Genomic DNA, 23,182 nt, shown 5'->3' on the forward strand with positions numbered 1-23,182 from the left:
GATGCGTTACGAGGCGCTGATCCGGAACCGGGTGAAGGCCGCCGCACCGGCGTGCCCCTGACCGGCGGGCGCGAGGGCGAAGAGGCCGAGCAGGGCGCCCACCCAGCGCCACGGGGTGGCGGCGAAGACGGGGCCGGACGGGCGGAAGCCGTCCCCGTCACCGACATCGGCGGAGAAGCGGCAGCGGGCGCCCGCGCCGATCTCGATCCGCAGCCGGGCCCGGCCCTCCGGGGCCGGCCGGGGATGGGCGGCGTCGCGTTCGGCGTCCGCGACGGCCTCGGCGAACCGGTGCACGAGGTGGACGGTGCCGTCCGCGCCCCGCTGGAGCCCGATCCATCCGAAGGAGTCCCCGAGGACCGCGAGTCCGGCCCGGGCCCCGGGCCGGTCGCTGTCGAGCCGCAGCTCCACCTCGGCGGTGCAGGGCGTGCCGGGCAGCCGCTGGGTGAGCACGTGGGGAAGTTTCCGCAGGTCGTGGGCGTCCGCCGAGCGGACGCAGGTGAGCCGCAGCCCGTCCCCGGAGTGCTGGGTGGCCCAGCCCTCGCCCGGGTTGGCCGTCCACTGCCACTGGCGGCCGTACCGTCCGCCGGGGAAGTCGTCGTCCGTGGCGGGCGCGGCGGGCGGTTGCGGTGGCAGGCCGGGGCGGCGGTGTTCGGCCACGGGGGCGCCGTCGTCCCCGAGCACCGGCCAGTGGTCCGGGCCCCAGCGCATGGGCTGGAGGTGCACGACCCGGCCGTAGGCGCCGCGCTGCTGGAAGTGCAGGAACCAGTCCTCGCCGGACGCGGTGCGCACCCAGCCGCCCTGGTGGGGGCCGTTGACGCCGGTGTCCTTCTGCTCCAGGACGATCCTCTCCTCGTACGGCCCGAAGAAGCCGCGCGAGCGGAAGGCGCCCTGCCAGCCGGTCTCCACACCGCCGGCGGGGGCGAGGATCCAGAACCAGCCGTCGTGCCGGTAGAGCTTGGGTCCTTCGAGGGTGAACCAGCCGGGTATGCGGTCCCCGTCGACGATCACCTTGCCCTCGTCGAGGAGTTCGGTGCCGTCGGGGCGCATCCGGTGGCCGGTGAGGCGGTTCTTGACGCCGGAGCGGGACTTGGCCCAGGCGTGGACCAGGTAGGCCTCTCCGGTCTCCTCGTCCCAGAGGGGGCAGGGGTCGATCAGGCCCCTGCCGGCCTTCACCAGGTGCGGGCGGGTCCAGGGGCCCCTGATCTGCGGGGCGTTGACCTGGAAAATGCCGTGGTCGGGGTCGCCCCAGAAGATCCAGAAGCGTTCGTCGTGATACCTGAGGGAGGGGGCCCAGACCCCGCAGTCGTGCCGGGGCTTCTCGAACGCGGCGGCCGGTTCCAGGCGTTCGAGTGCGTGGCCGACCAGGGTCCAGTTGACCAGGTCCCGGGAGTGCAGCAGCGGCAGGCCGGGGGCGCGGCCGAAGCTGGAGGCGGTCAGGTAGAAGTCGTCGCCGACGCGCACCACGTCCGGATCGGACCAGTCGGCGTCCAGGATCGGGTTGCGGTAGGTCTCGGAGGTCACGGGCTCACCGCCTTGCGGACGAGGGCCGCTGCCGTGTCCCGGTCGAGGCGGCCGTCGGCGACGACGGTGACCACCCGGCGCACCACGGTCTCGCCCGGCGGGATCGGCACCCGCTCGTCGCAGGCCAGGGAGGAGCCGACGCCCGGGTACTCCTCGGTGCGCACGAACCACGGGTCGCGGCGGGTCCGTTCGGTGGCGCCGGCGAAGACCAGCGTCCAGGTGCCGCCCCGGAGGGCCAGCCAGTCGGCGGGGCGGCCGTGGACGTTCTCCTCGCCCTCGGTCCCGGCCGTGAGGACCTCCGGCGCGGCGGACTCCTTGCGGGCCCGCCAGAAGAACCCGCCGTAGGCCGCGCCCGGGCGCCCGTTGGTCGCGGGGCTGCCGATGGACAGCGGGCCCCCGGTGACGTTGGTGAGGGAGAACGTGAGGTCCAGCGCCCAGGCCTGGTCGGTGAGTTCGGTGGCCGCGACCGTACGGCGCTCGCGCAGCAGCTCGCCGCCGGCGGCCACCCAGCGCAGCTCCTCCACGAAGCCGTCCGGGTCGCGCAGCTGGAAGGCGATGTGCCGCTGCGCGCCGTGGTTGTCGAGCTCGGTCGGGCCCTGGTCGCGGACGTAGGTGCGTCCGCCCCAGAAGTTGAACCCCTCGACGTCGGGAACGGCGACACCGACGCCGAGGTGGTGTGCGTGGTCGGCCGGGCCGGCTTCGGTCACGGCCGTGCCGGCCAGGGTGGTGACGGGGTGCAGATACGGGCGCGGGGAGAGCCGGGCCGGCAGCTCGGGCCGGGTGACGTACCGGCCGACCGGCCGGCCCGCGACGCGCAGGACCGCGGTGTCGTTGCTGGTCATCGGGTGCTCACCTCGTTCGACAGGTGCGCCCAGGGGGCGCCGAGCTCGGAGTAGAGGGAGAGGGTGTCGGCGGCGGCCGCGACGAGTCCGTCGATGCCGGGCACCACCCGGCGCCTCTCGCCGGGGACGCGGTGCCAGACGGTGTCCGGCAGCGGCACCGGGTCGGGGGCCGTGCGGATGGCCTCCACGACCTTCATGAAGGCGCCGGTCTCGTCCGGCGGGACCAGCAGGTCCGCGCCGGTGGTGAGGTGGTCGACGAGGTTCTCCAGCAGATCGGTGCGGCCGTGCTCGGACTCCTCCGGGCCGTGCCCCGCGCGCTGGAGCAGCACGCGGTCCTGCTTGTACCAGAAGGTGATCCGGCCGCTGCTGCCGTGCACCAGCACGTACGGTTCGTCCGCCTGCTCGGCGCACAGGGTCGCGGCGACGGTGACCGGGTGGCCCTGTGCGGTGGTGACGCGGACGCAGGAGGTGTCGTCGGACTCGATGGCGTTGGCCCGCAGCAGCTCGGTCTCGATGCCGGTGACGTCCTCGGCGCGGGTCGTGCCGCCCAGGGCGAGGGCGGTGGCGACGGCGTGGGCGAGGGGGTTGGTCAGCGCCCCGTCGATCACGTCGACGCCGTTCAGCCGACGCTTGCCCGCCCAGGGTGCCCGCCGGAAGTAGTCCTCGTCGCGTACCCAGGCACCGGCCCCGCCGAGCCCGGCCAGCTGCCCGATCGCGCCCTCCTCCACCAGCTCGCGGACGACGGGCAGGGCGTGCGAGCCCAGTGACTGGAAGCCGATCTGGCAGACGACACCGGCCGCGGCGACCCCGTCGGCCATGCGGCGGAACTCGGCGTAGGAGGGGGCGGGCGGCTTCTCCAGGAGGAGGTGCACGCCCCGCCCGGCCGCCGTGAGCGCGAGGTCGGTGTGGGTCGGGATCGGCGTGCAGATCACCGCGAGCCGGGCGCCGGTGGCGTCCAGCAGGGCACCGAAGTCGGCGGACTGCTCCGGGCTGCCCAGGTCGCCGAGCTCCTCCTCGGTCAGCGGCGTCAGCTCGCACACTCCGGCGAGCCGGACGATGCCCTTGCGCTGAAGGCGGCGGATGTTCTCCATGTGCCAGCGGCCGTGACCGCGGGCTCCGGCGAGGACGACGGGCAGGGGGATGCTCAGGGCTTCACTCATGGAATCGATCATGCGACCGGTCATGGGATCCTCCCCGCACCGGCGCCGCGTGCCACGGCCCGGTCGGCCACCTGGGCGCTGTCGATCCGCCCGTGCAGGGTCGGCGTCCAGCCGACGTCGGCCGTCAGGTCGCGCTCGCTGCCCGAGTTGTAGGCGTTGTGGATCGCGAGCAGGTCGACCGGGAAGCCGTTGAAGAGCGTGCCGCTCTGGTGCAGGGCGCTGCCGTTCCAGCTTTTGACCAGGTCGGCGACCTCCACGTGGCCGGGCGCGTGGAAGGCGTTGTTCTCCGCGTAGATCCTCGACTCGGTGGAGACGCCGAGGGAGTAGCGGTGGTCGTCGCCGGTGATGTCGTACCGGTTGTTGTAGACGTGGACCTGGCCGAAGCGGACGCGCGGGGCGCGCTGGACGACGGACTCGAAGGCGTTGTGGTGCAGGGTGACGCGGAGCTTGCCGCGGTCGCCGGTGGCGGTGTCGCCGTTGCCGATGAGCATCGCCTTGTCGTGGCCGGCGAAGCGGCTCCAGGAGACGGTGACCAGGTCGGAGCCGCCCGTGATGTCCAGCAGTCCGTCGTGGCGCAGGTAGTTGCGGGCGAAGTGGGTGGGTTCCTTCGCGTCGGGGTGGCCCTTGTCGCTCAGGGTCACATGGTCCACCCAGACGTGGGTGGCGCCGGTCAGCCAGATGTTGTCGTAGGCCGTCTTCCAGTCGCCGAGGCCGCCGGTGTTGGGCTGCCAGACGGGGAAGCAGTCGTAGGCGTCGCGCAGTTCGAGGTTGCGGACGATGACGTTGTCCGCGTTCTTGACCTGGAGGCTCGCGCCCTTGAGGGCGGCCGAGTCGCCGAGGCCGACGAGGGTGGTGTTCGAGCCGACGGGCAGGACGATCCGCTCGGCCTGCCGTGCGGCGGAGGCCTGGCGGGCCTCCTCCTGGGGGCCGCTGGGCTTGGCGGAGCCCCAGGTGCGGGGGTCGTAGGCGGCGAGGTACCTCTTCAGGCGGTAGCCGTCGGTGGCGTAGTCGGCGCAGTCCAGCCGGTCGCCGTGGTCGTCGGTGTTGGCGTCGATCGTCCCGGCGATCCTGATGATCTTCGGGGTGTCGCTGCCGCCGTCGAGGGCGCGGACGAGCCCGGCGCGGTCGGTCACCGTGTACACGTGGTCGGCGTCGGCGGCGGCGCCGCCGGTGGTGCCCGCTCCCTCGGCGGCCCAGCCGTCGTTCGCGGGGAGGGTGTCGCGGCCGATGTCCCGGGCCTCGGCGTGCGCGGGCACACAGAGCACCCCCAACAGGCCGGCCGCGACGGCCAGATGTCTGCCCCTCATCCCTTCACCGCCCCCGCGCTGAACCCGGTGATCAGCCACTTCTGGATGAAGGCGAACACGATCACCACCGGGACGGCCGCGATGATGCCGCCCGCGGCGAGCGCGCCCAGGTCGACGCTGTCGGCGCTCATCAGGCTGTTGAGGCCGACGGGGATCGTCTGCTTGTCCTGGTTGTTCAGGAACATCAGGGCGAACAGGAAGTGGTTCCAGGAGTGGACGAAGGCGAACGAGCCGACGGCGATCAGACCGGGCCGCAGCAGCGGCAGCACCACGATCCGGAAGGCCGTCATCCGGTTGCAGCCGTCGACCCAGGCCGCCTCCTCCAGGGAGTACGGCACGTTCTTGATGAAGTTGCTGATCAGGATCATCGACAGCGGCAGCTGGAAGACCGTCTCGGCGAGGATGACACTGCCGAGCGAGTTGATCATCTGGAGCTCGGCGAAGATCTCGAACAGCGGGACCAGCAGCAGCGCGCCCGGCACGAACTGGGAGCACAGCAGACCCAGCATGAACGCCCGCTTGACCTTGAAGTCGAACCGGGCGAGGGCGTAGCCGCCGGCCAGCGCGACGAGCGTCGTCATGATCAGGGTGGCGACGCCGACGAGCACGCTGTTGGTGAAGTAGGTGCCGAAACTGCGCTCCGTCCAGACCTTCTCGAAGTGGTCGAAGGTCATCGGCCAGGGCACGAGCGAGGTCGAGCCGGCCGGGCGCAGCGAGAAGAGCAGGATCCAGTAGAAGGGGACGAGCGTGAAGAGCAGGTAGATGCCCAGGGGCAGGTAGATCTGCCAGCGGGGCGCCTCGTCCCAGGCGCGGTGCCCCTTGGCGGGGCGCGGCGGCTCGGGGGCGGCGGGCACGGGGGCGGGCGCGGTCTTGGTGGCTTCCTTGACGCTCACTTGCCCTCGCCTCCGAACTTGCTCAGCCGCAGGTAGACCATCGAGCAGAAGAGCAGGATCACGAACGCCACCGTGGTCAGGGCCGACGCGTAGCCGAAGTTGTGGGCGTCGACGGATGTGTTGGCGATGTACAGCGGCAGCGTGGTCGTCTCGCCCGCGGGGCCGCCGCCGGTCAGGGTGTAGAGCAGGTCGACGTTGTTGAACTCCCACACCGCGCGCAGCAGCGTGGACAGAATGATGGCGTCCTTCAGGTGCGGCAGCGTGATGTGCCAGAACTGCTTCAGCCGGCTCGCGCCGTCGACCTCGGCCGCCTCGTAGAGGTCCTTTGAGACGGACTGGAGGTCGGCGAGGATGAGGATCGCGAAGAAGGGCACGCCGCGCCACAGGTCGGCGACGATCGCCGCCGGGAACACGGTGGAGGTGTCCGACAGCCAGCTGGTGCCGTAGGAGCCGATGCCCATGTCGGCGAGGTATCGGGTGATGCCCGTCTGGGAGTTGTAGAGCAGCACCCAGATCGCGGAGGTCAGCACGCCGGAGACGGCCCACGGGGAGAAGACCAGGGCGCGGCCCAGGCCCCGGCCCACGAAGGTCTGGTTGACGATCAGGGCGAGCGCGAGGCCGAACAGCAGCTGGAGGCCGACCTCGACGACGACCCACTGGGCGCTGAAGACCAGGGTGTCCCAGAAGACGGGGTCCTCGGTGAAGGCGTGGACGAAGTTGTCGAAGCCCGCGTAGCCGTTCCGCCACGGCTTGGTCGGGTTGTAGTTCTGCAGGCTGTAGTAGAAGACGCTGATGACCGGGTAGGCGATGAACCCCAGCATCAGCAGGGCGGCCGGCGCGATCAGCAGGTACGGGAGCCTGCGCGGCGTGGCGGAGGCCCGGCGCCGCCGGGGTGGCGCGGGCGGTTTCGCCACGGCTGCGGCTTGGGCCATGACTGTTCTCCGTTCTCAGTACGTCGTGGTACGTCGTGCGTCGACGCGTGCGCGGGAAGCGCTTTCTTCACGGGCAGGGTCGTGCCGGGTCGTGCTGAGGAGCAAAGGTGGTGCGGGGTGGCGTGTGGGTCGTGCCGGTTCAGCCCGCGTAGGGGTCCTGCACGGTGCCCGGGCGGGCCAGGAACTCGAAGTCGCAGCCGGTGTCGGCCTGCGTGATCTGCTCGTTGTAGAGCGCGCCGTAGCCGCGCTCGTAGCGGGTGGGCGGCGGTGTCCACCGCGCCCTGCGCCGCTGGAGTTCCTCGTCGTCGACGTGGAGATGGAGGGTGCGCGCCTCGACGTCGAGGGTGATGCTGTCGCCGGTCCGCACCAGGGCGAGCGGTCCGCCGACGTACGACTCGGGCGCGACGTGCAGCACGCACGCGCCGTAACTCGTGCCGCTCATCCGGGCGTCGGAGATCCGGACCATGTCCCGCACGCCCTGCTTGAGCAGGTGGTCGGGCAGCGGCAGCATCCCGTACTCGGGCATGCCGGGTCCGCCCTTGGGGCCGGCGTTGCGCAGCACGAGGACGTGGTCCGCGGTGATGCCGAGCGCCGGGTCGTTGATGGTGCGCTGCATGGTCCGGTAGTCGTCGAAGACGACGGCGGGCCCGGTGTGCTTGAGCAGGCGAGGTTCGGCGGCGATGTGCTTGATGACCGCGCCGTCCGGGCAGAGGTTGCCGCGCAGCACGGCGACCCCGCCCTCCGGCGCGACCGGGTTGTCCCGGGTCCGGATGACGTCGTCGTGGTGGACCTGGGCGCCGGCGATCTGCTCGCGCAGGGTGTCGTGCGAGACGGTGGGCCGGTCCAGGTGGAGCAGGTCGGGGATCCGGGAGAGGAACCCGGGCAGACCGCCCGCGAAGTGGAAGTCCTCCATCAGGTACGTCTGTCCGCCGGGCCGTACGTTGGCCAGCACCGGGACCGTGCGGGCGATGCGGTCGAAGTCGTCGAGGGTGAGGCGGACGCCCGCGCGGCCGGCCATGGCGATCAGATGGATCACGGCGTTGGTGGAGCCGCCGAGTCCGAGCACGGTCGTCACGGCGTCCTCGAAGGCCTCGGCGGTGAGGATGTCGCTCAGCTTCCGGTCCTTGTGGACCAGTTCCACGATCGTCATGCCCGCCCTGGCGGCCATCCGGTCGTGCCCGGAGTCGACGGCCGGGATGCTGGAGGCGCCCGGCACGGTGACGCCCAGGGCCTCGGCGGCGGCGGTCAGCGTGGAGGCCGTGCCCATCGTCATGCAGTGGCCGGGCGAACGGGCGAGGCCGCTCTCCAGCTCCTGCATCTCGCAGTCGCCGATGACACCGGCCCGCTTGTCGTCCCAGTACTTCCACATGTCGGTACCGGAGCCGAGGACCTCGTTGCGCCAGTGGCCCGGCAGCATCGGCCCGGCCGGCACGAAGACCGCCGGCAGATCGGCGCTGGCCGCCCCCATGAGCAGGGCGGGCGTCGACTTGTCGCAGCCGCCCATCAGCACGGCCCCGTCGACCGGGTACGACCGCAGCAGCTCCTCCGTCTCCATGGCGAGCAGGTTGCGGTAGAGCATCGGGGTCGGCTTCTGGAAGGTCTCGCTGAGCGTGGAGACCGGGAACTCCAGCGGGAAACCACCGGCCTGCCACACTCCCCGCTTCACGGCCTGGGCCCGCTCGCGCAGATGGACGTGGCAGGGGTTGATGTCGGACCAGGTGTTGAGGATCGCGATGACGGGCTTGCCCAGGTGCTCCTCGGGCAGGTAGCCCAGCTGCCGGGTGCGGGCGCGGTGGCTGAAGGTGCGCAGCCCTTCGGTGCCGTACCACTGGTGGCTGCGCAGCTCCTCGGGACGCTTCCGGCCGGTCATATCGACCACCCTGCGGCGATGGCGGCGACCTCGGCGCGTTCACTCTCCGGCAGCGGCTTGCTCGGCGGGCGGACCTCGCGGCGGCACAGTCCGAGGGAGGCGAGGGCCTCCTTGACGACGGTGACGTTGTCGGCGGAGCCGTTGGCGGCGCGCAGCTCCTCGAAGCGGCGGATCTGCTCCCAGACCTTCATCGCGGCCGGGTAGTCGCCCGAGCGCAGCGCCTCGATCATGTTCAGGGAGACGGCCGGGGCGACGTTCACCAGCCCCGAGGTGAAACCGGTGGCACCGGCGGAGAAGTAGGAGGGTGCGTACGGCTCGGCGAGCCCCGCCACCCACACGAACCGCTCGAGACCCGCGTCCCGGGCGAACGCGGCGAACCTGGCCGCGTCGGGGACGGCGTACTTCACGCCGATGACGTTCGGGCAGGCGTCGGCGAGTTCGGCGAGCCGGGCACCGGTGAGCTGCGCGTTGCGGACGTACGGCACGACACCCAGCTCGGGCACGGCCTCGGCGATGGCCCGGTGGTAGTCGACCCAGCCGGCCTGGGAGACGTAGGGATGGACGGGCTGGTGGACCATCACCATCTGCGCGCCGAGCTCCCGGGCGTGCCGGGCGGAGGCGACTGCGGTCGGGATGTCGTGCCCGACACCGACCAGGACGAGGGCCCGCTCGCCGGCCTCGTCGATCGTCAGCTCCGTGACGAGCCGGCGCTCTTCGGGGCTCAGGGCGTAGAACTCGCCCGTGTTGCCGTTGGGGGTGAGGGTGGTGATGCCGCCGTCGAGCAGACGGCGCAGCAGAGCCCGGTGGGTGTCCCGCGCGACGGAGCCGTCCTCGGCGAACGGGGTCACCGGGATCGCCACCACGTCGGCCAGGGCCGCCCGCTGGGCCTCGAACGCCACGCTGCTCATTCCTGACCTTCCTGTTCCAGTCCTGCCTGGGGGAAAGCGCGCTGCACGAAGGACGCGATGTGGGCGTGCAGGGCACGCGCCGCGCCGTCGGCGTCGCCGTCGAGGGCGAGCCGCAGGATCTCCCGGTGCTCACCGGCCTCCCGCTCCCAGGAGGGCGAGGCGGCCCAGGCGACGGCGGAGACGAGGGCGGCCTGGTCGCGCACCTCGTCGAGCATCCGGCCGAGCAGCGGATTGCCGCACGGCAGGTACAGGGCGCGGTGGAACTCCCGGTTGGCGAGGGAGCGTTCTGCGGTGTCGGTGGCGGCGTCGGCCCTGGTCAGCGCCTCGCGGGCGGCGTCCAGGGAGGCCCCGCGCTGCACGGCCCGCTTCAGCGCCTCGGGCTCCAGCAACAGCCGGACGTCGTAGACCTCGCGCGCCATGTCCGCGTCCACCATGCGCACGGTGACGCCCTTGTACTGGCTCATCACGACCAGCCCGGTCCCGGCGAGGGTCTTGAGCGCCTCGCGCACCGGGGTCTTGGACACCCCGAACTGCGCGGCGAGCTCGGTCTCGACGAGCGCCTGCCCGGGCGTCAACTGCCCCGTGAGGATGCGGTGTTTGATCCCCTCCAGCACGTACTGCGTGCGGGAGGGGATCGGCGTGGGCACAGAGGTCATGCGCGCCTCTCGGATCTCGCGTCTCGGTGGATCGCGTATCGGATCTCGCGTATCGCGTCTCATATATGACGTACGAAGTACGACGCGATGACGGTAGGAGGGCGCGTTTGTTTCGTCAATGCTTTCGACAAAGAAGCCGTGGTGCCGTTCACACGCTCCTGGTGGCGCCGGGGCGGGCGGTGGCGGTGGGGCCACCGAAGGCGGAGGCGGCGCGTGCGGTCGCCGCCTCGGGGGTGAGTGTGGGACCGACGTGCGTGACGAGCAACTCCCGTACCCCCGCCCGGCGGGCGGCGGCACCGGCGTCCTCGGGAGTGAGATGGACCTGTTCGCCTTCGCGATGCGTGTCGATGTCCGCCTCGCACAGGAACAGGTCGGCGCCGCGGGCGAGTTCGGCCAGGGCGGGGCAGGGGCCGCTGTCACCGGAGTAGGCGAGGACCCGCCCGCCGGCCTCGGCCCGCAGCCCGTACGACTCGACGTCGTGGACGACGGCGTGTGCGGTGAGGGCGAGGCCGCCGTGCCGGGCCACGTGGCCGTCGTGCAGGGTCCGGAAGTCCAGGATGCCGTCCAGGAAACCGGCGTCGGGCCGTCCGAAGAACCCGGCGAGACGCTGAGCGCACCCGGCCGGGGCGTACACCGGCACGGGTGCGGCCGGGGTGAGCCCGCCGTACGCGAGGCCGTACACCGCGGACAGCAGATCGGCACAGTGATCCGCGTGCAGATGCGAGATCCACACGGCGGTGAGCCGTGCCGGGTCCGTGTGCCGCTGCAACTCCGCGAAGGTCCCGGGCCCGGCGTCCACCCACACCTCGGCCCCGCCGCCGCGCAGCAGATAGCCGGAGCAGGGGCGGTCGGGGCCGGGATGCGGGGAGGCCGTCCCGAGGACGGTCAGGGTGAGAGACATGGAGGGGAGGTTATGCGCCACCGCGCCGACGCCGCCGGGGTCACCCGGGCGTCCGGAACTCCGGGTGCCGCAGCCGCAGCCGCAGCCGCAAGGGCAGATGGCCCGGCGGCACAGGTTCACCGAGGAGGAGCTGAAGACTCCAGGGGCGCCCCCACTCTCGTCGTCCCCGCCCCCACCTCGCCCCCGGGACAAGGGCAGTGACCGCCCGGCCGCCCCACGGCGTGGCCGCCCGACGCCCTTACGGCATACGTGTCCACCCCGGGTCCCGGCCGCTCAGTCCCACCGCGCGGTCCAGCAGGGGCGCGTCGGCGTCGACGGTGACGACCGGGCCGAAGATGGCGCCGCGCTGGGGGTCGTCGACGGACGCGGCGAGGAAGTCGTGGCAGGTCTGGAGTGCGGCCTGGTCGGGGTCGTAGGTCCGGCCGGTCGCGCGGGCCAGGTCCCAGCCGTGGACGACCAGTTCGTCGGTGACGACGAGGGCCGCGATCTCGCCGGGCAGGTCGACGCCTCCGGCCCGGGTCATGCCCGTCCAGGCCGCCGGGTCGCGCCAGGCCTCGGCCAGTTCGGCGAGGACCTCGGGCAGCTCCTCGCGCCAGCCGGGCGCGATGTCCGGCAGCGCGGAGTCCGGGCTGGTGTCGGTCGTGGCGCCGAGGTCCTTGCGGGCGGCGTCACGGAAGGCGGTGGCCAGTCCCGCCAGGTGGCCCAGCAGGTGACGCACCTCGTACTTCGGGCAGGGCGTCGGGTCGGCCAGGTGTTCGTCGGTGACGCCGGCGACGAGCCGCGCCAGGACCTCCGTCTGGGGGCCGAGGTCGAGGGGCGTACCGGTCGTCCCGGTGATGTCGGTCATGGGTGCTCCTCCGGAGTGTCGTCTCGGGAGGTAGACCGATCCCGGGCAGGAAAGTCATCGCTCGTCCGGGCCTTTGATGAGGAACCTGCCCGATCCGCCGCCCGGGGCCTTAGCCGCACGATGGCGAGGCATGACGACCAAGACGACCCGGCCCCTCGTGCGCGTCCTGCGCGACCGCGACTGCGGGCTCTGCCTCTGCGGCGTGGTGGTCTCCGGCTTCGGCACGTCGGCCCTGTGGCTGGCGTCCGGCGTGTGGGTCAAGGACCTGACCGGCTCGGACGGCCTGGCAGCGCTGTGCATGCTCGCCATGTGGCTGCCGACCCTGGCGGGACCACTGCTGGGCACTCTCGCCGACCGGATCCGCCGCAAGCCCCTGCTGATCGGGGTGAACCTGCTCCTGGCCACCCTGCTGCTCACCCTCCTGAGGGTCGACGCCCCGGGTGACCTGTGGCTGCTGTACGCGGTGCTGTTCGTATACGGCGCGGCGGGCGTCGTCCACGACGCGGCCGAGTCGGCACTGATGGCGACGGCGGTCGACCCGGCCCTGCTGGGCGACTTCAACGGCCTGCGCATGACCGCCACGGAGAGCATGAAACTCCTGGCCCCGCTGGCGGGCGCGGGCCTCTACGCGGGGTACGGCGGCGCGAGTGTCGCCCTCCTGGACGCGGCGACGTTCGTGCTGGCCACAGCCCTGTACACGGCACTGCGCGTACGGCAGGACAAGCCCGCGCCGCCCCTCGGCAGCCCTCGGCGGCGGGCCGCCGAGGGCGTCCGGCACCTGTGGGCGCACCCCGTGCTGCGCCCTCTGGTCCTGGCGGGCGGCGCCGCCATGCTCTGCGCCGGTCTGAACGGGGCGATGGTGTACGCCGTCGTCGACGCCCTCGGGCACTCCCCCGCGTACACCGGCGTGCTGTACGCCGTGCAGGGCGCCGGTTCGGTCGCGGTCGGCCTGCTCTCCGGCTCCGCCCTGCGTCACCTGGGCGCACGGCGCTTCGCGGCGTCCGGGATCGCCCTGCTGGCCGTCGCCGTGGCCCTGCGGGCGGTGCCGTCCGACCCGGTGGCCCTGGTGTGCGGTGCGGCCATCGGCGCCGGGCTGCCCGCCGTGCTGATCGCCGCGCTGACCTCCGTGCAGCACGAGACGCCGGATGCGCTGCTGGGCCGGGTCACGGCCAGCGCCCACACCCTGGTGTACGCACCGAACGTGGCCGGGCTGGCCGCCGGGGCGGCCCTGGTCGAGCTGGTGAGCCACCGGCTGGTGCTGGTGGTCCTGGGCGTGGCCCTGCTGGTGACGGCGGCCGCGCTGTGTCAGAGCCCGGCGAGGGCGGAGCGGACCGCCTCCAGGTCGCCGTCGGACGCCAACCCGGCGTGATAGAGCCGCAGTTCGGTGGCGCCGAGCTCCCGCGCCCCGGCCGCGTCGGCGGCGAGGGTGCCCGGGCTGCCGCCCATCCCCGAGACGACGGTGAAGTTGGCCGCGATGACGGCGCCCCGGCGGTCCTGCCGTGCGAACGGTGTCAGTGTGCCGGTGCCGCCCGCGCAGGGCACGACCACGCCGTCCGCGACGGACAGGATGTGCGCCGGGTCGACTCCGGGGTTGGCGCCGACGTGGTACGACACCGGGTCCGCGTGCAGCAGCACCTGGAAGCCCTCGGGCGCCGCCGCGCGGACCGCCGCGACGGCCTGCTCCTGGAGGGTGCGGGCGGTGTCGTCGCGGTACGCGCGCGTGGTGTTCGCGAGGGTCTCACCGAGGAGCTTCTCGATGCCCGTCCAGCCTCCGTCGGAGGGCGCGCCCTGCCAGACCGGCTCCAGCGCGGTCCGTACGGCGGCCGCCAGCTCGTCGGCGTCCAGGCCGTGCCGGCCGTAGCCGTCCCGGCAGGACGGGCAGAAGCACAGCGCCATCAGGTATTGCCCGGCGTCCCCGAGGCCGATGCCGCCGGTCTTGTCGTGGGCGTGCAGATGCTGCAGTCCGTACCAGCCGAGGGACTCCAGTTCGGTGCCGCGCGCCCCGGGCCGGACCGCCGCCTCGGCCGCCAGGTCGGTCAGGTACGTGCGCGTGGCGGGCTGCGCGATGCACGGCGCCCAGGGGTAGCGGTCGCCGTAGGCGTTGACGACCGAGGTGTCCGGGTGCTCGGCGCCGAGGCGGGAGTTGTGCGCCAGGACGACCCAGGTGTGCACCTCCAGACCGGCCTCGGTGAGCGCGGTGGCGGCCTCGCCGAAGGCGTCGCCGGGGGCCCAGGCGCCGGCCGCGTAGGGGCGCAGCTCGCGCGCGGCCCAGCGGTCGTCCGCCGGGTACAGCACGGCGGCGTGTTCGGCGGTGACGATGCGGTGGCGCGGATGGCGGGGCGTGAGGGCGCGCGTGGAGTGGTAGGCGGCGGCGAGCGTCACCTGCCGCACGCCGAGCGCGGCGATCCGCGCGGGTGCCTCCGGGTCCCCGTTGACGTCCCAGGGGTAGACGAATGCCGACGCCTTCACGGGGTCTCCTCCAGCAGCGCGTAGCCCCGCTCGATCAGTTCGGCGAGCTGCTTGACATGATCCCCGGCCGGCTCGTGCAGCGGGGGCCGCACCTCCCCGACGTCGAGGCCGCGCAGCCGTACCCCGGCCTTGACCAGCGCGACGGCGTAGCCGCGGCCCTGGGCCCGCAGTTCGACGAACGGGCGGTAGAAGCCGTCGAGCAGTCTCCGCACGGTGGCGTCGTCACCGGTCCCGAGGGCCCGGTGGAAGGCGAGGGCGATCTCCGGCGCGAAGCAGAACACGGCGGACGAGTAGAGCGTCACGCCGAGGGCGCGGTAGGCGAGCTGGGTCTGCTCGGCGGTCGGCAGGCCGTTGAAGTAGAGGAAGTCGCCGGGGGTTTCGGTGCGGACGGCGCTGACGATGCGCTGCATGAGGTCGAGGTCGCCGAGCCCGTCCTTGAGGCCGATGATCCCGTCCGTGCGGGCGAGTCCGACGACCGTCTCCGGGGTGAACACGGCGTTGTCGCGCTGGTAGACGATGACCGGCAGGGCGGTCGCGGCGGCCACCTCCCGGTAGTGCCGCAGCAGCCCCTCCTGCCCGGCGACGACGAGGTAGGGCGGCATGGCGAGCAGGCCGTCCGCACCGGCGGCCTCGGCGAGGCGGGCGTAGCGCACGGCGAGCGCGGTGCCGTACCCGGCGCCCGCGACGACCGGTACGCGCCCGTCGGCGGCCTCGACGGCGGCCCGTACGCAGGCCTCGAACTCCTCGGGCGTCAGTGCGTGGAACTCGCCGGTGCCGCAGCAGGCGAACACGGCGGCGGCCCCGGCCTCCACCCCGCGGCGGACGTGCGTGCGGTAGGTGTCGAGGTCCACGGAGCCGTCGGGTCCGTAGGCGGTGACCGGGAAGAACAGCGGTCCGCTGGGAATGTCGAGTCGAGCGGCGAGAGGGGCTGACGTCACAAGCTCTCCCGGTTCCATATTCATGATTGGCGTCTATATTTCTGAACGAGTCCACGCTAAGGCGCCGCCTCGGGGCCGGTCAAGCGCGCACACCCGCGACGCACCTGCGGATTCACCCGCTCCGCGCCATACTTGACGGGCTCCGCCCCTGATCCTTAGCGTGTCCACGCATATGAATGCCGTGCGCTCATGTGCACACGGTCGGCGATCAAGGAGACCCGAGGATGCCCGCTCCCCGCACCGTCCTGCTCACCGGCGCCGCCGGCGGCCTCGGCACTCTGATGCGGGACCTGCTCCCGGACTACGGCTACGACCTGCGCCTGCTGGACATGCGCCCGATCGAGGGCGCGCCCGACGCGATCACCGCCGACCTCGCCGACCGCGACGCCGTACGCGAGGCGGTCCGGGGCGTCGACGCGATCGTCCATCTCGCGGGCATCTCCCTGGAAGCCCCTTTCGAGAAGATCCTCAAGGCGAACATCGAGGGCACCTACCACCTGTACGAGGCCGCCCGCGAGGAGGGCGTGAGGCGGATCGTCTTCGCCTCCTCCAACCACGCCGTCGGCTACACCCCGCGCCCGCGGGGCGACGCACCCCTCGATCCGGGCGCGCTCATCCCGGTCGACACCCCGCGCCGCCCGGACACCTTCTACGGCCTGTCCAAGTGCTTCGGCGAGGACCTCGCGCAGCTCTACTGGGACAAGCACGGCCTGGAGACGGTCTCGGTGCGCATCGGCTCCTGCTTCCCCGAGCCGACCAGCGTGCGCATGCTCTCGGTGTGGATGAGCCCCGCCGACGGCGCCCGTCTCCTCCACGCGGCGCTGACCGCCGAGCACGTCGGCCACACCGTCGTCCACGGCTCCTCCGCCAACACCCGGCTGTGGTGGGACCTCACCAGCGCCCGGGCGCTCGGCTACGAGCCGCAGGACGACTCCGAGCCGTTCGCCGAGAAACTCATCGCCGAGCAGGGCGAGCTGCAGGACGGCAACGAGGCGCACGCCTACCTGGGCGGCCATTTCGTGACGGACCCGCCGATCTGGCCGTACTGACCGGAAAAGTCGTCACACGAAGGCGGGCGGGCACCGAACGGGCCCGCCCGCCCCCTGGTTCGGGCACCACCACTGCCCGATCTCACCTTCCGAAGGGCCCCGGCGCAGGTCCGTGACGGGCACACCCCGTATCGAACGGGCACAACCGGGCAGCATCGAGTCCCCAACAGGCCTGGTCAGCGCCGCATGCCCGCTGTAGAACTTCCCCCATGGGCCGCACAGGGCCCGAACGGGCAGCCGAGCGGGAGGCAAGGGCCGGCATGAGTACCAGTACGGCGGAAGAACGCCGGCGCGCGATCGTGCTGGCCGCACGACGTGACGGCACGGTCGACGTCACCGCCCTCGCCACCGAGCTGGGCGTGGCCAAGGAGACCGTGCGGCGGGATCTGCGCGTCCTGGAGGACCACGGCCTGCTGCGCCGCACCCACGGCGGCGCCTACCCCGTGGAGAGCGCCGGCTTCGAGACGACGCTCGCCTTCCGGGCCACCAGTCACGTCCCCGAGAAGCGCCGGGTCGCGGCCGCCGCGGCGGAGCTGCTCGGCGACGCCGAGACCGTATTCGTCGACGAGGGCTACACCCCCCAGCTCATCGCCGAGGCGTTCCCCCGGGACCGGCCGCTGACCGTGGTCACCGCGTCCCTGCCGGTCGCGGGCGTCCTCGCCGAGGCCGAACACATCTCCGTGCTGCTGCTCGGCGGCCGGGTGCGGCGCGGCACCCTCGCCACCGTCGACCACTGGACGACGAAGATGCTGTCCGGCTTCGTCGTCGACCTCGCCTTCATCGGCGCCAACGGCATCTCCCGCGAACACGGCCTCACCACCCCCGACCCGGCCGTCAGCGAGGTCAAGGCCCAGGCGATCCGGGCGGCCCGCCGTGTGGTCTTCGCGGGCGTGCACACCAAGTTCGGGGCGGTCAGCTTCTGCCGGTTCGGCGAGGTCGCCGCGCTGGAGGCGATCGTGACGAGCACCCTGCTGCCGACCGCCGAGGCCCACCGCTACTCGCTGCTCGGACCGCAGGTCATCCGGGTCTGACCACACATCGACCCCACGACCTCCCAGGGCGCCCGCACGCCTTGTGATGCCCCTTATCTCCCCATACATCCAGGAGCGATCCATGCGAACCCAGAGCCGACGACGGCCACCGCGAGCCACGCTCGCCCTGGCCGCCGCAGGGACGCTGCTCGCCCCGCTGCTCTCCGGCTGCTGGGTCGGCGCGGGCGGGGCCGGTTCCGGCGGCGACGCCATCAACGTCCTCATGGTCAACAACCCGCAGATGGTCGAGTTGCAGAAGCTGACCCGCGCCCACTTCACCGAGGAGACGGGCATCAAGGTCAACTTCACGGTCCTGCCCGAGAACGACGTCCGCGACAAGATCAGCCAGGACTTCGCCAACCAGGCCGGGCAGTACGACGTCGCCACGCTGTCCAACTACGAGATACCGATCTACGCCCGCAACGGCTGGCTGCACGAGATGAACGGCTACGTCGCCAAGGACCCGGCCTATGACGAGCAGGACGTCCTGAAGCCGATGCGCCAGTCCCTCACCGCCGACGACGGCAAGCTCTACGGCCAGCCCTTCTACGGCGAGTCGTCGTTCCTGATGTACCGCAAGGACGTGTTCGACGAGAAGGGCCTGACGATGCCCGCGCACCCCACCTGGCAGCAGGTGGCGGACCTCGCGGCGCGGGCGGACGGCGCCGAGCCCGGCATGAAGGGCATCTGCCTGCGCGGACTGCCCGGCTGGGGCGAGGTGATGGCCCCGCTCACCACGGTCGTGAACACCTTCGGCGGCACCTGGTTCGACAAGGACTGGAAGGCGCGGCTCGACTCCCCCGCCTTCGAGAAGGCGACGAAGTTCTATGTCGACCTGGTGCGCGAGCACGGCGAGTCCGGCGCCGCCCAGTCCGGCTTCGCCGAGTGCCTGAACAACATGACCCAGGGCAAGGTCGCGATGTGGTACGACGCCACCTCCGCGGCCGGGTCGCTGGAGGCGGCGAACTCCCCCGTCAAGGGCAAGGTCGGCTACGCCCCCGCCCCCGTCGAGAAGACGAGGTCCTCCGGCTGGCTCTACACCTGGGCCTGGGGCATCCAGAAGGCCTCCCGCAACCCGGACAACGCCTGGAAGTTCGTCTCCTGGGCGTCCGGCAAGGGCTACGAGGAACTGGTCGGGGACACCGTCGGCTGGTCCAACGTCCCCGCCGGCAAGCGGGCGTCGACCTACGCCCACCCCGACTACCGCAAGGAGGCCGGTGCCTTCCAGGAGATGACCAAGGAGGCCATCGAGAAGGCCCGGCCGAATGACCCCGGAGTGCAGCCGCGGCCCGCGCCCGGCATCCAGTTCGTCGGCATCCCCGAGTTCACGGACCTCGGCACCAAGGTCTCCCAGGAGATCAGCGCGGCCATCGCCGGACGCCAGTCCGTCGAGGAGGCCCTGAGGAAGTCGCAAGCGCTCGCCGAGAAGATCTCCGAGGAGTACGAGGGACGATGACCGCCACCACGACGGCCCCCGTGGCCACACCGGAGCTGCACACCCCGGCCCGCCGCCCCTCCACCCGACTGCGTGCCTGGGCGACCCGGGCCCCGCTGCTGCCCGCCCTGATCTTCATGATCGTCGTCACCCAGCTGCCCTTCGTGGCCACACTGGTGATCTCCTTCTTCGACTGGAACTCCCTCTATCCCGACGCCCGCCGCTTCACCGGCGTGGACAACTACCAGGAGGTCCTCACCGATCCGGACCTGCGCCACTCGGTGTGGACGACCGTGCTGCTGACGGTGGCGGTGGTCCTGGCCAGCCTGGTCCTCGGACTCGTCCTGGCACTGCTGCTGGACCGGAGGTTCCGCGGCCGGGGCCTCGTACGGACCCTGCTGATCGCGCCCTTCCTGGTGGTGCCCGTCGCGGCGGCCCTGCTCTGGAAGCATGTGCTCTACAACCCTGAATACGGCCTGTTGAACGGGTTGTTGCACTATGTGGGCGGCCCACAGCCCGACTGGATCTCCACGACCCCGCTGCTCGCGGTCGAGGCCTCCCTCGTGTGGCAGTGGACGCCGTTCATGATGCTGATCCTGCTCGCCGGCCTGCAGAGCCGTGACCACGAGCAGATCGAGGCGGCCCGGGTCGACGGGGCGAGCGACTGGCAGATCTTCGTCCATCTGACGCTCCCCCACCTGCGCCGCTACCTCGAACTGGGCGCCCTGCTGGGCTCGATCTACATCGTCCAGAACTTCGACGCGGTCTTCACGATCACGTCCGGCGGCCTGGGCACCGCCAACCTCCCCTACACCGTCTACCAGAGCTTCTACCAGGCCCACGAGAACGGCCTCGCCTCGGCCGCGGGCGTCCTGGTGGTCATCGGCTCGATCGTCATCGCGACCTTCGCCCTGCGCGTGGTGTCGTCCCTGTTCCGCGAGGAGGTGTCCCGCGCATGAGCACCACCGCACTCCGTGCCCGCCGTGTCCGTGGCAAGGGGGCGGGCCTGGGCCTGCTGGCCTGGCTGCTGGGCATCGCGTTCTTCCTGCCCATCGCGTGGATGGCGCTGACGTCCTTCCACTCCGAGGCGGACGCGGCGACCAACCCGCCGTCCTTCGCGGCCTCGCTGACCCTGGACGGCTACCGCGCGTTCTTCGGCGCGGGCGGCGGCGCGAGCCCCTGGCCGGCTCTGATCAACTCCCTGGTCGCCTCGGTGGCCTCGACCCTGCTGGTCCTGCTGCTGGCCTTCCCGGCGGCGTACGCGCTGTCCATCAACCGCGTCCGCAAGTGGACGGACGTGCTGTTCTTCTTCCTCTCCACGAAGATGCTGCCCGCGGTGGCCGGCCTGCTGCCGATCTACCTGTTCGCCAAGAACGCCGGGATGCTCGACAACATCTGGCTGCTGGTCATCCTCTACACCTCGATGAACCTGCCGATCGCGGTGTGGATGATGCAGTCGTTCCTCGCCGAGATCCCGGTCGCGGTGATCGAGGCGGCCCGGGTGGACGGGGCACGGCTGCCGACCGTCCTCGCGCGCGTGGTCGCTCCCATCTCCCTCCCCGGCATCGCCGCCACCGCCCTGATCTGCTTCATCTTCAGCTGGAACGAGCTGCTGTTCGCCCGGGTGCTGACCGGTGTGGTCGCCGAGACCGCCCCCGTCTTCCTGACCGGCTTCATCACCAGCCAGGGCCTGTTCCTGGCGAAGGTGTGCGCCGCGTCGCTCGTCATCTCCCTGCCGGTGCTCGCCGCGGGGTTCGCCGCCCAGGACAAGCTGGTCCAGGGCCTGTCGTTGGGAGCCGTGAAATGAAGGCCGCCGTCATCGAGTTTGTGGGCAGGGCCGTCGTCGCCGAGGTCCCGGACCCGACGCCAGGGCCGCGCGAGGTCGTCGTCGAGGTCGCGGCCTGCGGGCTGTGCGGCACGGACCTGCACATCCTCCAGGGCGAGTTCGCCCCGAAGCTGCCGATCGTGCCCGGGCACGAGTTCGCGGGCGAGGTGGTCGGGGTCGGCACGCAGGTCACCGAGGTGGCGGTGGGCGACCGGGTCGCCGTCGACCCGTCCCTGTACTGCCACGAGTGCCGCTACTGCCGCACCGGCCACAACAACCTCTGCGAGCGCTGGGCGGCGATCGGCGTCACGACCGCCGGAGGAGCGGCGCGGTACGCGGTCGCCCCCGTCGCGAACTGCGTCAAGCTCCCCGACCACGTCCGCACCGAGGACGCGGCGCTCGTGGAGCCGCTGTCCTGCGCGGTGCGCGGCTACGACGTCCTCCAGTCACGACTCGGCGCCCACGTGCTGATCTACGGCTCCGGCACGATGGGCCTGATGATGCTGGAACTGGCCAAGCGCACCGGCGCGGCGAGCGTGGACGTGGTCGATGTGAACCCCGCCCGGCTGGAGACGGCCCGCCGCCTCGGCGTCTCGGCGTCCGCGGCGAACCCCGACGAACTGGACCGCCCGCAGGGCTGGGACCTGGTCGTCGACGCCACGGGCAACGCGGCGGCGATCCAGGACGGCCTGGACCGGGTGGCCAAGGCGGGCACGTTCCTGCAGTTCGGCGTGGCCGACTACGCGACGCGCGTGACGATCGACCCCTACCGCGTCTACAACCAGGAGATCACCATCACGGGCTCGATGGCGGTGCTGCACAGCTTCGAGCGGGCGGCGGAGCTGTTCGCCAACGGTGTCCTCGACCCGGAGATCTTCATCAGCGACCGCGTCCCGCTGGAGCGGTACCCCGAGGCGCTGGAGCAGTTCGCGTCCGGGGTCGGCCGCAAGATCGTGGTCGTGCCGTAGCGCGACGGGCCGCCGCGTACGAGGGCGGGGGTCGGGCGAAATCCGGTGGGACGCCCGCCCCCGCCCCCGTACGCTCGCGCCATGCCACGGCCCCACGGATTCACCTACGAGCAGCACGCGGGCGGAACCGTCCGCATCAGCCACCACGGCCACCCCGCCACCACCCTGAACGGCCCCCGGGCCGCGCGGTTCCTCGCCGAGGTCGAGGGCTCCGACCCCCAGCTCGTCATGGCCCGCTGGACCGGCAACTACAAGCGGGGCAACGAACGCGCCGCCCGCGACCATCCCCGAAATCGCCGGTGACCCGATTGGCCGCAAGGTAAGGGAACGGCAAAACCGCCTCGCTCGTTCACCCGGCATGACAGCTATGACCCCCGGCTCGAACATCCCCCTGTCCGCCGCCCGCGTGACGGTGGACGTCGCCGCCCCGGTGCGGCTCGACGTATCGGGCCTGCTGCTCACCGCCGACGGCAAGGTGCGCTCCGACGACGACTTCATCTTCTACAACCAGCCCTCGGGCCCGGGCGTGACGTACCGCTCGGGCGGCGGCAGTGCGCCCGACGCGATCGTGGTCGACACGACGGCCCTCCCCCCGGGCATCGAGAAGATCGTCGTCACGGCGAGCCCGGACGCCGCGGGCCAGACCTTCCAGGGCATCGAGCCGACGGCCACGATCCGCAACGCCGACGACGGCTCCGTCCTGGCCTCGTTCACGCCCCCGCAGCTCGGCAGCGAGACGGCTCTGGTCATCGTGGAGGTCTACCAGCGAGGCGGCCAGTGGAAGGCCCGGGCCGTCGGCCAGGGATACGCCAACGGCCTCGCGGGCATCGCCACGGACTTCGGTGTCACGGTGGAGGAACCGGCCGCCGCCGCCCCGGCCCAGCCGATGGCCCCGCCCCAGCCGGTGACCCCGCCGCCGGCCCCGGTGCAGCCGCCCGCCCCGCCCGTCTCCGCTCCCGCCGCGCCCCCGGCCGCCCCGGCCACGCCTCCGCCGCCCGCCCCCGGCGCCGGGAAGATCAACCTCGACAAGGGGCGCGTCAGCCTCCAGAAGAACCAGACCGTCTCCCTGATGAAGGGCGGCCGCCCCCTGCTGTCCCAGGTCAGGATGGGGCTCGGCTGGGAGCCGGCCTACCGCGGCAAGGACATCGACCTGGACGCCTCGGTCATCGCCTACGGGCCGCAGCGCAACCACATCGACAGCTGCTACTTCGGCAAGCTCCAGATCGTGGGCGGCGCGATCCGGCACTCCGGCGACAACCTCACGGGCGAGGGCGGCGGGGACGACGAGGTCATCATGGTCGACCTCGGCCGTCTGCCCCAGGAGGTCACCGGTCTGGTCTTCACGGTCAACTCCTTCTCCGGCCAGAAGTTCACGGAGGTCGCCAAGGCCTACTGCCGCCTCCTGGACGGCACGACCGGCGAGGAACTGGTCCGCTTCGACCTCACCGGCGCCGAGCCCCAGACCGGCGTCCTGATGGCCAAGCTGATCCGCCAGTTCTCCGGCGAGTGGGACATGACGGCCATGGGCGACTTCGTGAAGTCCCGCACGGTGAGGGGGATGGTGAAGCCGGCGGCGCAGGCCCTGTAACCACCGAACCGGCCTCCCGGGACGCCCCCTCTCCAGGGGGCG

At 72.0% G+C, this 23,182-nt stretch carries 22 protein-coding genes; 9 read left to right on the forward strand and 13 right to left on the reverse strand.

The window, feature by feature from the left end; genetic code table 11:
* Nucleotides 1-6: 6 nt before the first annotated feature.
* The 11 genes from ACFY9E_RS33365 to ACFY9E_RS33415 all read right to left on the reverse strand — a co-directional run bounded on the left by ACFY9E_RS33365 (nucleotide 7) and on the right by ACFY9E_RS33415 (nucleotide 11,837).
* Nucleotides 7-1,521 (reverse strand): family 43 glycosylhydrolase, encoded by a 1,515-nt coding sequence (locus tag ACFY9E_RS33365; protein WP_390990493.1) that lies wholly within the window; start codon nucleotides 1,519-1,521, stop codon nucleotides 7-9.
* On the reverse strand, nucleotides 1,518-2,363 hold the full coding sequence (locus ACFY9E_RS33370; RefSeq protein ID WP_390990496.1) for a DUF6807 family protein: 846 nt from the start codon (nucleotides 2,361-2,363) through the stop codon (nucleotides 1,518-1,520). The genes ACFY9E_RS33365 and ACFY9E_RS33370 overlap by 4 nt, the downstream gene beginning before the upstream one ends.
* Nucleotides 2,360-3,547 (reverse strand): Gfo/Idh/MocA family oxidoreductase, encoded by a 1,188-nt coding sequence (locus ACFY9E_RS33375; RefSeq protein ID WP_390990499.1) that lies wholly within the window; start codon nucleotides 3,545-3,547, stop codon nucleotides 2,360-2,362. Before ACFY9E_RS33375 ends, ACFY9E_RS33370 begins: the two co-directional genes overlap by 4 nt.
* Nucleotides 3,544-4,830, reverse strand: coding sequence for a polysaccharide lyase family 1 protein (locus tag ACFY9E_RS33380; RefSeq protein WP_390990502.1), 1,287 nt, complete (start codon nucleotides 4,828-4,830; stop codon nucleotides 3,544-3,546). Before ACFY9E_RS33380 ends, ACFY9E_RS33375 begins: the two co-directional genes overlap by 4 nt.
* On the reverse strand, nucleotides 4,827-5,723 hold the full coding sequence (locus ACFY9E_RS33385; RefSeq protein WP_390990505.1) for an ABC transporter permease subunit: 897 nt from the start codon (nucleotides 5,721-5,723) through the stop codon (nucleotides 4,827-4,829). Before ACFY9E_RS33385 ends, ACFY9E_RS33380 begins: the two co-directional genes overlap by 4 nt.
* Nucleotides 5,720-6,655, reverse strand: a complete 936-nt coding sequence (locus tag ACFY9E_RS33390) for an ABC transporter permease subunit (RefSeq protein WP_390990507.1) — start codon at nucleotides 6,653-6,655, stop codon at nucleotides 5,720-5,722. The genes ACFY9E_RS33385 and ACFY9E_RS33390 overlap by 4 nt, the downstream gene beginning before the upstream one ends.
* Nucleotides 6,656-6,794: 139 nt before the next feature.
* Nucleotides 6,795-8,525: an L-arabinonate dehydratase gene (araD, locus tag ACFY9E_RS33395; RefSeq protein ID WP_390990510.1), complete on the reverse strand. Its 1,731-nt coding sequence runs from the start codon at nucleotides 8,523-8,525 to the stop codon at nucleotides 6,795-6,797.
* Nucleotides 8,522-9,433 (reverse strand): dihydrodipicolinate synthase family protein, encoded by a 912-nt coding sequence (locus ACFY9E_RS33400; RefSeq protein WP_390990513.1) that lies wholly within the window; start codon nucleotides 9,431-9,433, stop codon nucleotides 8,522-8,524. Before ACFY9E_RS33400 ends, araD begins: the two co-directional genes overlap by 4 nt.
* Nucleotides 9,430-10,089 (reverse strand): FCD domain-containing protein, encoded by a 660-nt coding sequence (locus ACFY9E_RS33405; RefSeq protein WP_390990516.1) that lies wholly within the window; start codon nucleotides 10,087-10,089, stop codon nucleotides 9,430-9,432. Before ACFY9E_RS33405 ends, ACFY9E_RS33400 begins: the two co-directional genes overlap by 4 nt.
* Nucleotides 10,090-10,237: 148 nt before the next feature.
* Nucleotides 10,238-10,990, reverse strand: a complete 753-nt coding sequence (locus tag ACFY9E_RS33410) for an MBL fold metallo-hydrolase (protein ID WP_390990518.1) — start codon at nucleotides 10,988-10,990, stop codon at nucleotides 10,238-10,240.
* Between the two features lie 238 nt (nucleotides 10,991-11,228).
* Nucleotides 11,229-11,837 carry a TIGR03086 family metal-binding protein gene (locus tag ACFY9E_RS33415; RefSeq protein WP_390990521.1) on the reverse strand — a complete coding sequence of 203 codons (609 nt, stop codon included), beginning with the start codon at nucleotides 11,835-11,837 and terminating at the stop codon, nucleotides 11,229-11,231.
* Between the two features lie 130 nt (nucleotides 11,838-11,967).
* Between ACFY9E_RS33415 and ACFY9E_RS33420 the strand changes: the two genes are divergently transcribed.
* Nucleotides 11,968-13,206, forward strand: a complete 1,239-nt coding sequence (locus ACFY9E_RS33420) for an MFS transporter (RefSeq protein ID WP_390990523.1) — start codon at nucleotides 11,968-11,970, stop codon at nucleotides 13,204-13,206.
* Here ACFY9E_RS33420 and ACFY9E_RS33425 read toward each other — a convergent pair.
* Both ACFY9E_RS33425 and ACFY9E_RS33430 read right to left on the reverse strand, forming a co-directional pair.
* Nucleotides 13,143-14,306 carry a hypothetical protein gene (locus ACFY9E_RS33425; protein WP_390990526.1) on the reverse strand — a complete coding sequence of 388 codons (1,164 nt, stop codon included), beginning with the start codon at nucleotides 14,304-14,306 and terminating at the stop codon, nucleotides 13,143-13,145. The genes ACFY9E_RS33420 and ACFY9E_RS33425 overlap by 64 nt on opposite strands.
* Nucleotides 14,303-15,244, reverse strand: a complete 942-nt coding sequence (locus ACFY9E_RS33430) for a 5-dehydro-4-deoxyglucarate dehydratase (protein ID WP_390990528.1) — start codon at nucleotides 15,242-15,244, stop codon at nucleotides 14,303-14,305. Before ACFY9E_RS33430 ends, ACFY9E_RS33425 begins: the two co-directional genes overlap by 4 nt.
* Before the next feature lie 224 nt (nucleotides 15,245-15,468).
* On the opposite strand from ACFY9E_RS33430, the gene ACFY9E_RS33435 reads away from it, so the two are divergent.
* The 8 genes from ACFY9E_RS33435 to ACFY9E_RS33470 all read left to right on the forward strand — a co-directional run bounded on the left by ACFY9E_RS33435 (nucleotide 15,469) and on the right by ACFY9E_RS33470 (nucleotide 23,140).
* A complete protein-coding gene (locus ACFY9E_RS33435; RefSeq protein WP_390990531.1) occupies nucleotides 15,469-16,293 on the forward strand; it encodes an NAD-dependent epimerase/dehydratase family protein in 825 nt (274 codons plus the stop codon).
* Nucleotides 16,294-16,553: 260 nt separating this feature from the next.
* The gene (locus ACFY9E_RS33440; protein ID WP_390990533.1) at nucleotides 16,554-17,324 is read left to right on the forward strand and encodes a DeoR family transcriptional regulator; all 771 of its coding nucleotides are present in this window, start codon (nucleotides 16,554-16,556) and stop codon (nucleotides 17,322-17,324) included.
* A gap of 82 nt (nucleotides 17,325-17,406) precedes the next feature.
* A complete protein-coding gene (locus ACFY9E_RS33445) occupies nucleotides 17,407-18,780 on the forward strand; it encodes an extracellular solute-binding protein (RefSeq protein ID WP_390990535.1) in 1,374 nt (457 codons plus the stop codon).
* Nucleotides 18,777-19,718: an ABC transporter permease subunit gene (locus tag ACFY9E_RS33450; RefSeq protein WP_390990538.1), complete on the forward strand. Its 942-nt coding sequence runs from the start codon at nucleotides 18,777-18,779 to the stop codon at nucleotides 19,716-19,718. Before ACFY9E_RS33445 ends, ACFY9E_RS33450 begins: the two co-directional genes overlap by 4 nt.
* Complete coding sequence (locus tag ACFY9E_RS33455) at nucleotides 19,715-20,566, forward strand: ABC transporter permease subunit (protein ID WP_390990540.1); 852 nt, start codon at nucleotides 19,715-19,717, stop codon at nucleotides 20,564-20,566. The genes ACFY9E_RS33450 and ACFY9E_RS33455 overlap by 4 nt, the downstream gene beginning before the upstream one ends.
* On the forward strand, nucleotides 20,563-21,552 hold the full coding sequence (locus ACFY9E_RS33460) for an alcohol dehydrogenase catalytic domain-containing protein (RefSeq protein WP_390990543.1): 990 nt from the start codon (nucleotides 20,563-20,565) through the stop codon (nucleotides 21,550-21,552). The genes ACFY9E_RS33455 and ACFY9E_RS33460 overlap by 4 nt, the downstream gene beginning before the upstream one ends.
* 81 nt (nucleotides 21,553-21,633) lie before the next feature.
* A complete protein-coding gene (locus ACFY9E_RS33465; RefSeq protein ID WP_390990546.1) occupies nucleotides 21,634-21,855 on the forward strand; it encodes a hypothetical protein in 222 nt (73 codons plus the stop codon).
* Nucleotides 21,856-21,919: 64 nt separating this feature from the next.
* Nucleotides 21,920-23,140 carry a TerD family protein gene (locus ACFY9E_RS33470; RefSeq protein ID WP_390990909.1) on the forward strand — a complete coding sequence of 407 codons (1,221 nt, stop codon included), beginning with the start codon at nucleotides 21,920-21,922 and terminating at the stop codon, nucleotides 23,138-23,140.
* Nucleotides 23,141-23,182 lie beyond the last annotated feature (42 nt).

The sequence above is a fragment of the Streptomyces sp. NPDC012466 genome, from assembly GCF_042955215.1.
Classification (GTDB): Bacteria; Actinomycetota; Actinomycetes; order Streptomycetales; family Streptomycetaceae; genus Streptomyces.

Coding starts and splice junctions, on each gene's coding strand:
- ACFY9E_RS33370 (WP_390990496.1), bottom strand. CDS start 2,363: ATGACCAGCAACGACACCGCGGTCCTGCGCGTCGCGGGCCGGCCGGTC.
- ACFY9E_RS33375 (WP_390990499.1), bottom strand. CDS start 3,547: ATGACCGGTCGCATGATCGATTCCATGAGTGAAGCCCTGAGCATCCCC.
- ACFY9E_RS33380 (WP_390990502.1), bottom strand. CDS start 4,830: ATGAGGGGCAGACATCTGGCCGTCGCGGCCGGCCTGTTGGGGGTGCTC.
- ACFY9E_RS33390 (WP_390990507.1), bottom strand. CDS start 6,655: ATGGCCCAAGCCGCAGCCGTGGCGAAACCGCCCGCGCCACCCCGGCGG.
- araD (WP_390990510.1), bottom strand. CDS start 8,525: ATGACCGGCCGGAAGCGTCCCGAGGAGCTGCGCAGCCACCAGTGGTAC.
- ACFY9E_RS33400 (WP_390990513.1), bottom strand. CDS start 9,433: ATGAGCAGCGTGGCGTTCGAGGCCCAGCGGGCGGCCCTGGCCGACGTG.
- ACFY9E_RS33405 (WP_390990516.1), bottom strand. CDS start 10,089: ATGACCTCTGTGCCCACGCCGATCCCCTCCCGCACGCAGTACGTGCTG.
- ACFY9E_RS33410 (WP_390990518.1), bottom strand. CDS start 10,990: ATGTCTCTCACCCTGACCGTCCTCGGGACGGCCTCCCCGCATCCCGGC.
- ACFY9E_RS33415 (WP_390990521.1), bottom strand. CDS start 11,837: ATGACCGACATCACCGGGACGACCGGTACGCCCCTCGACCTCGGCCCC.
- ACFY9E_RS33420 (WP_390990523.1), top strand. CDS start 11,968: ATGACGACCAAGACGACCCGGCCCCTCGTGCGCGTCCTGCGCGACCGC.
- ACFY9E_RS33435 (WP_390990531.1), top strand. CDS start 15,469: ATGCCCGCTCCCCGCACCGTCCTGCTCACCGGCGCCGCCGGCGGCCTC.
- ACFY9E_RS33440 (WP_390990533.1), top strand. CDS start 16,554: ATGAGTACCAGTACGGCGGAAGAACGCCGGCGCGCGATCGTGCTGGCC.
- ACFY9E_RS33445 (WP_390990535.1), top strand. CDS start 17,407: ATGCGAACCCAGAGCCGACGACGGCCACCGCGAGCCACGCTCGCCCTG.
- ACFY9E_RS33450 (WP_390990538.1), top strand. CDS start 18,777: ATGACCGCCACCACGACGGCCCCCGTGGCCACACCGGAGCTGCACACC.
- ACFY9E_RS33455 (WP_390990540.1), top strand. CDS start 19,715: ATGAGCACCACCGCACTCCGTGCCCGCCGTGTCCGTGGCAAGGGGGCG.
- ACFY9E_RS33460 (WP_390990543.1), top strand. CDS start 20,563: ATGAAGGCCGCCGTCATCGAGTTTGTGGGCAGGGCCGTCGTCGCCGAG.
- ACFY9E_RS33465 (WP_390990546.1), top strand. CDS start 21,634: ATGCCACGGCCCCACGGATTCACCTACGAGCAGCACGCGGGCGGAACC.
- ACFY9E_RS33470 (WP_390990909.1), top strand. CDS start 21,920: ATGACCCCCGGCTCGAACATCCCCCTGTCCGCCGCCCGCGTGACGGTG.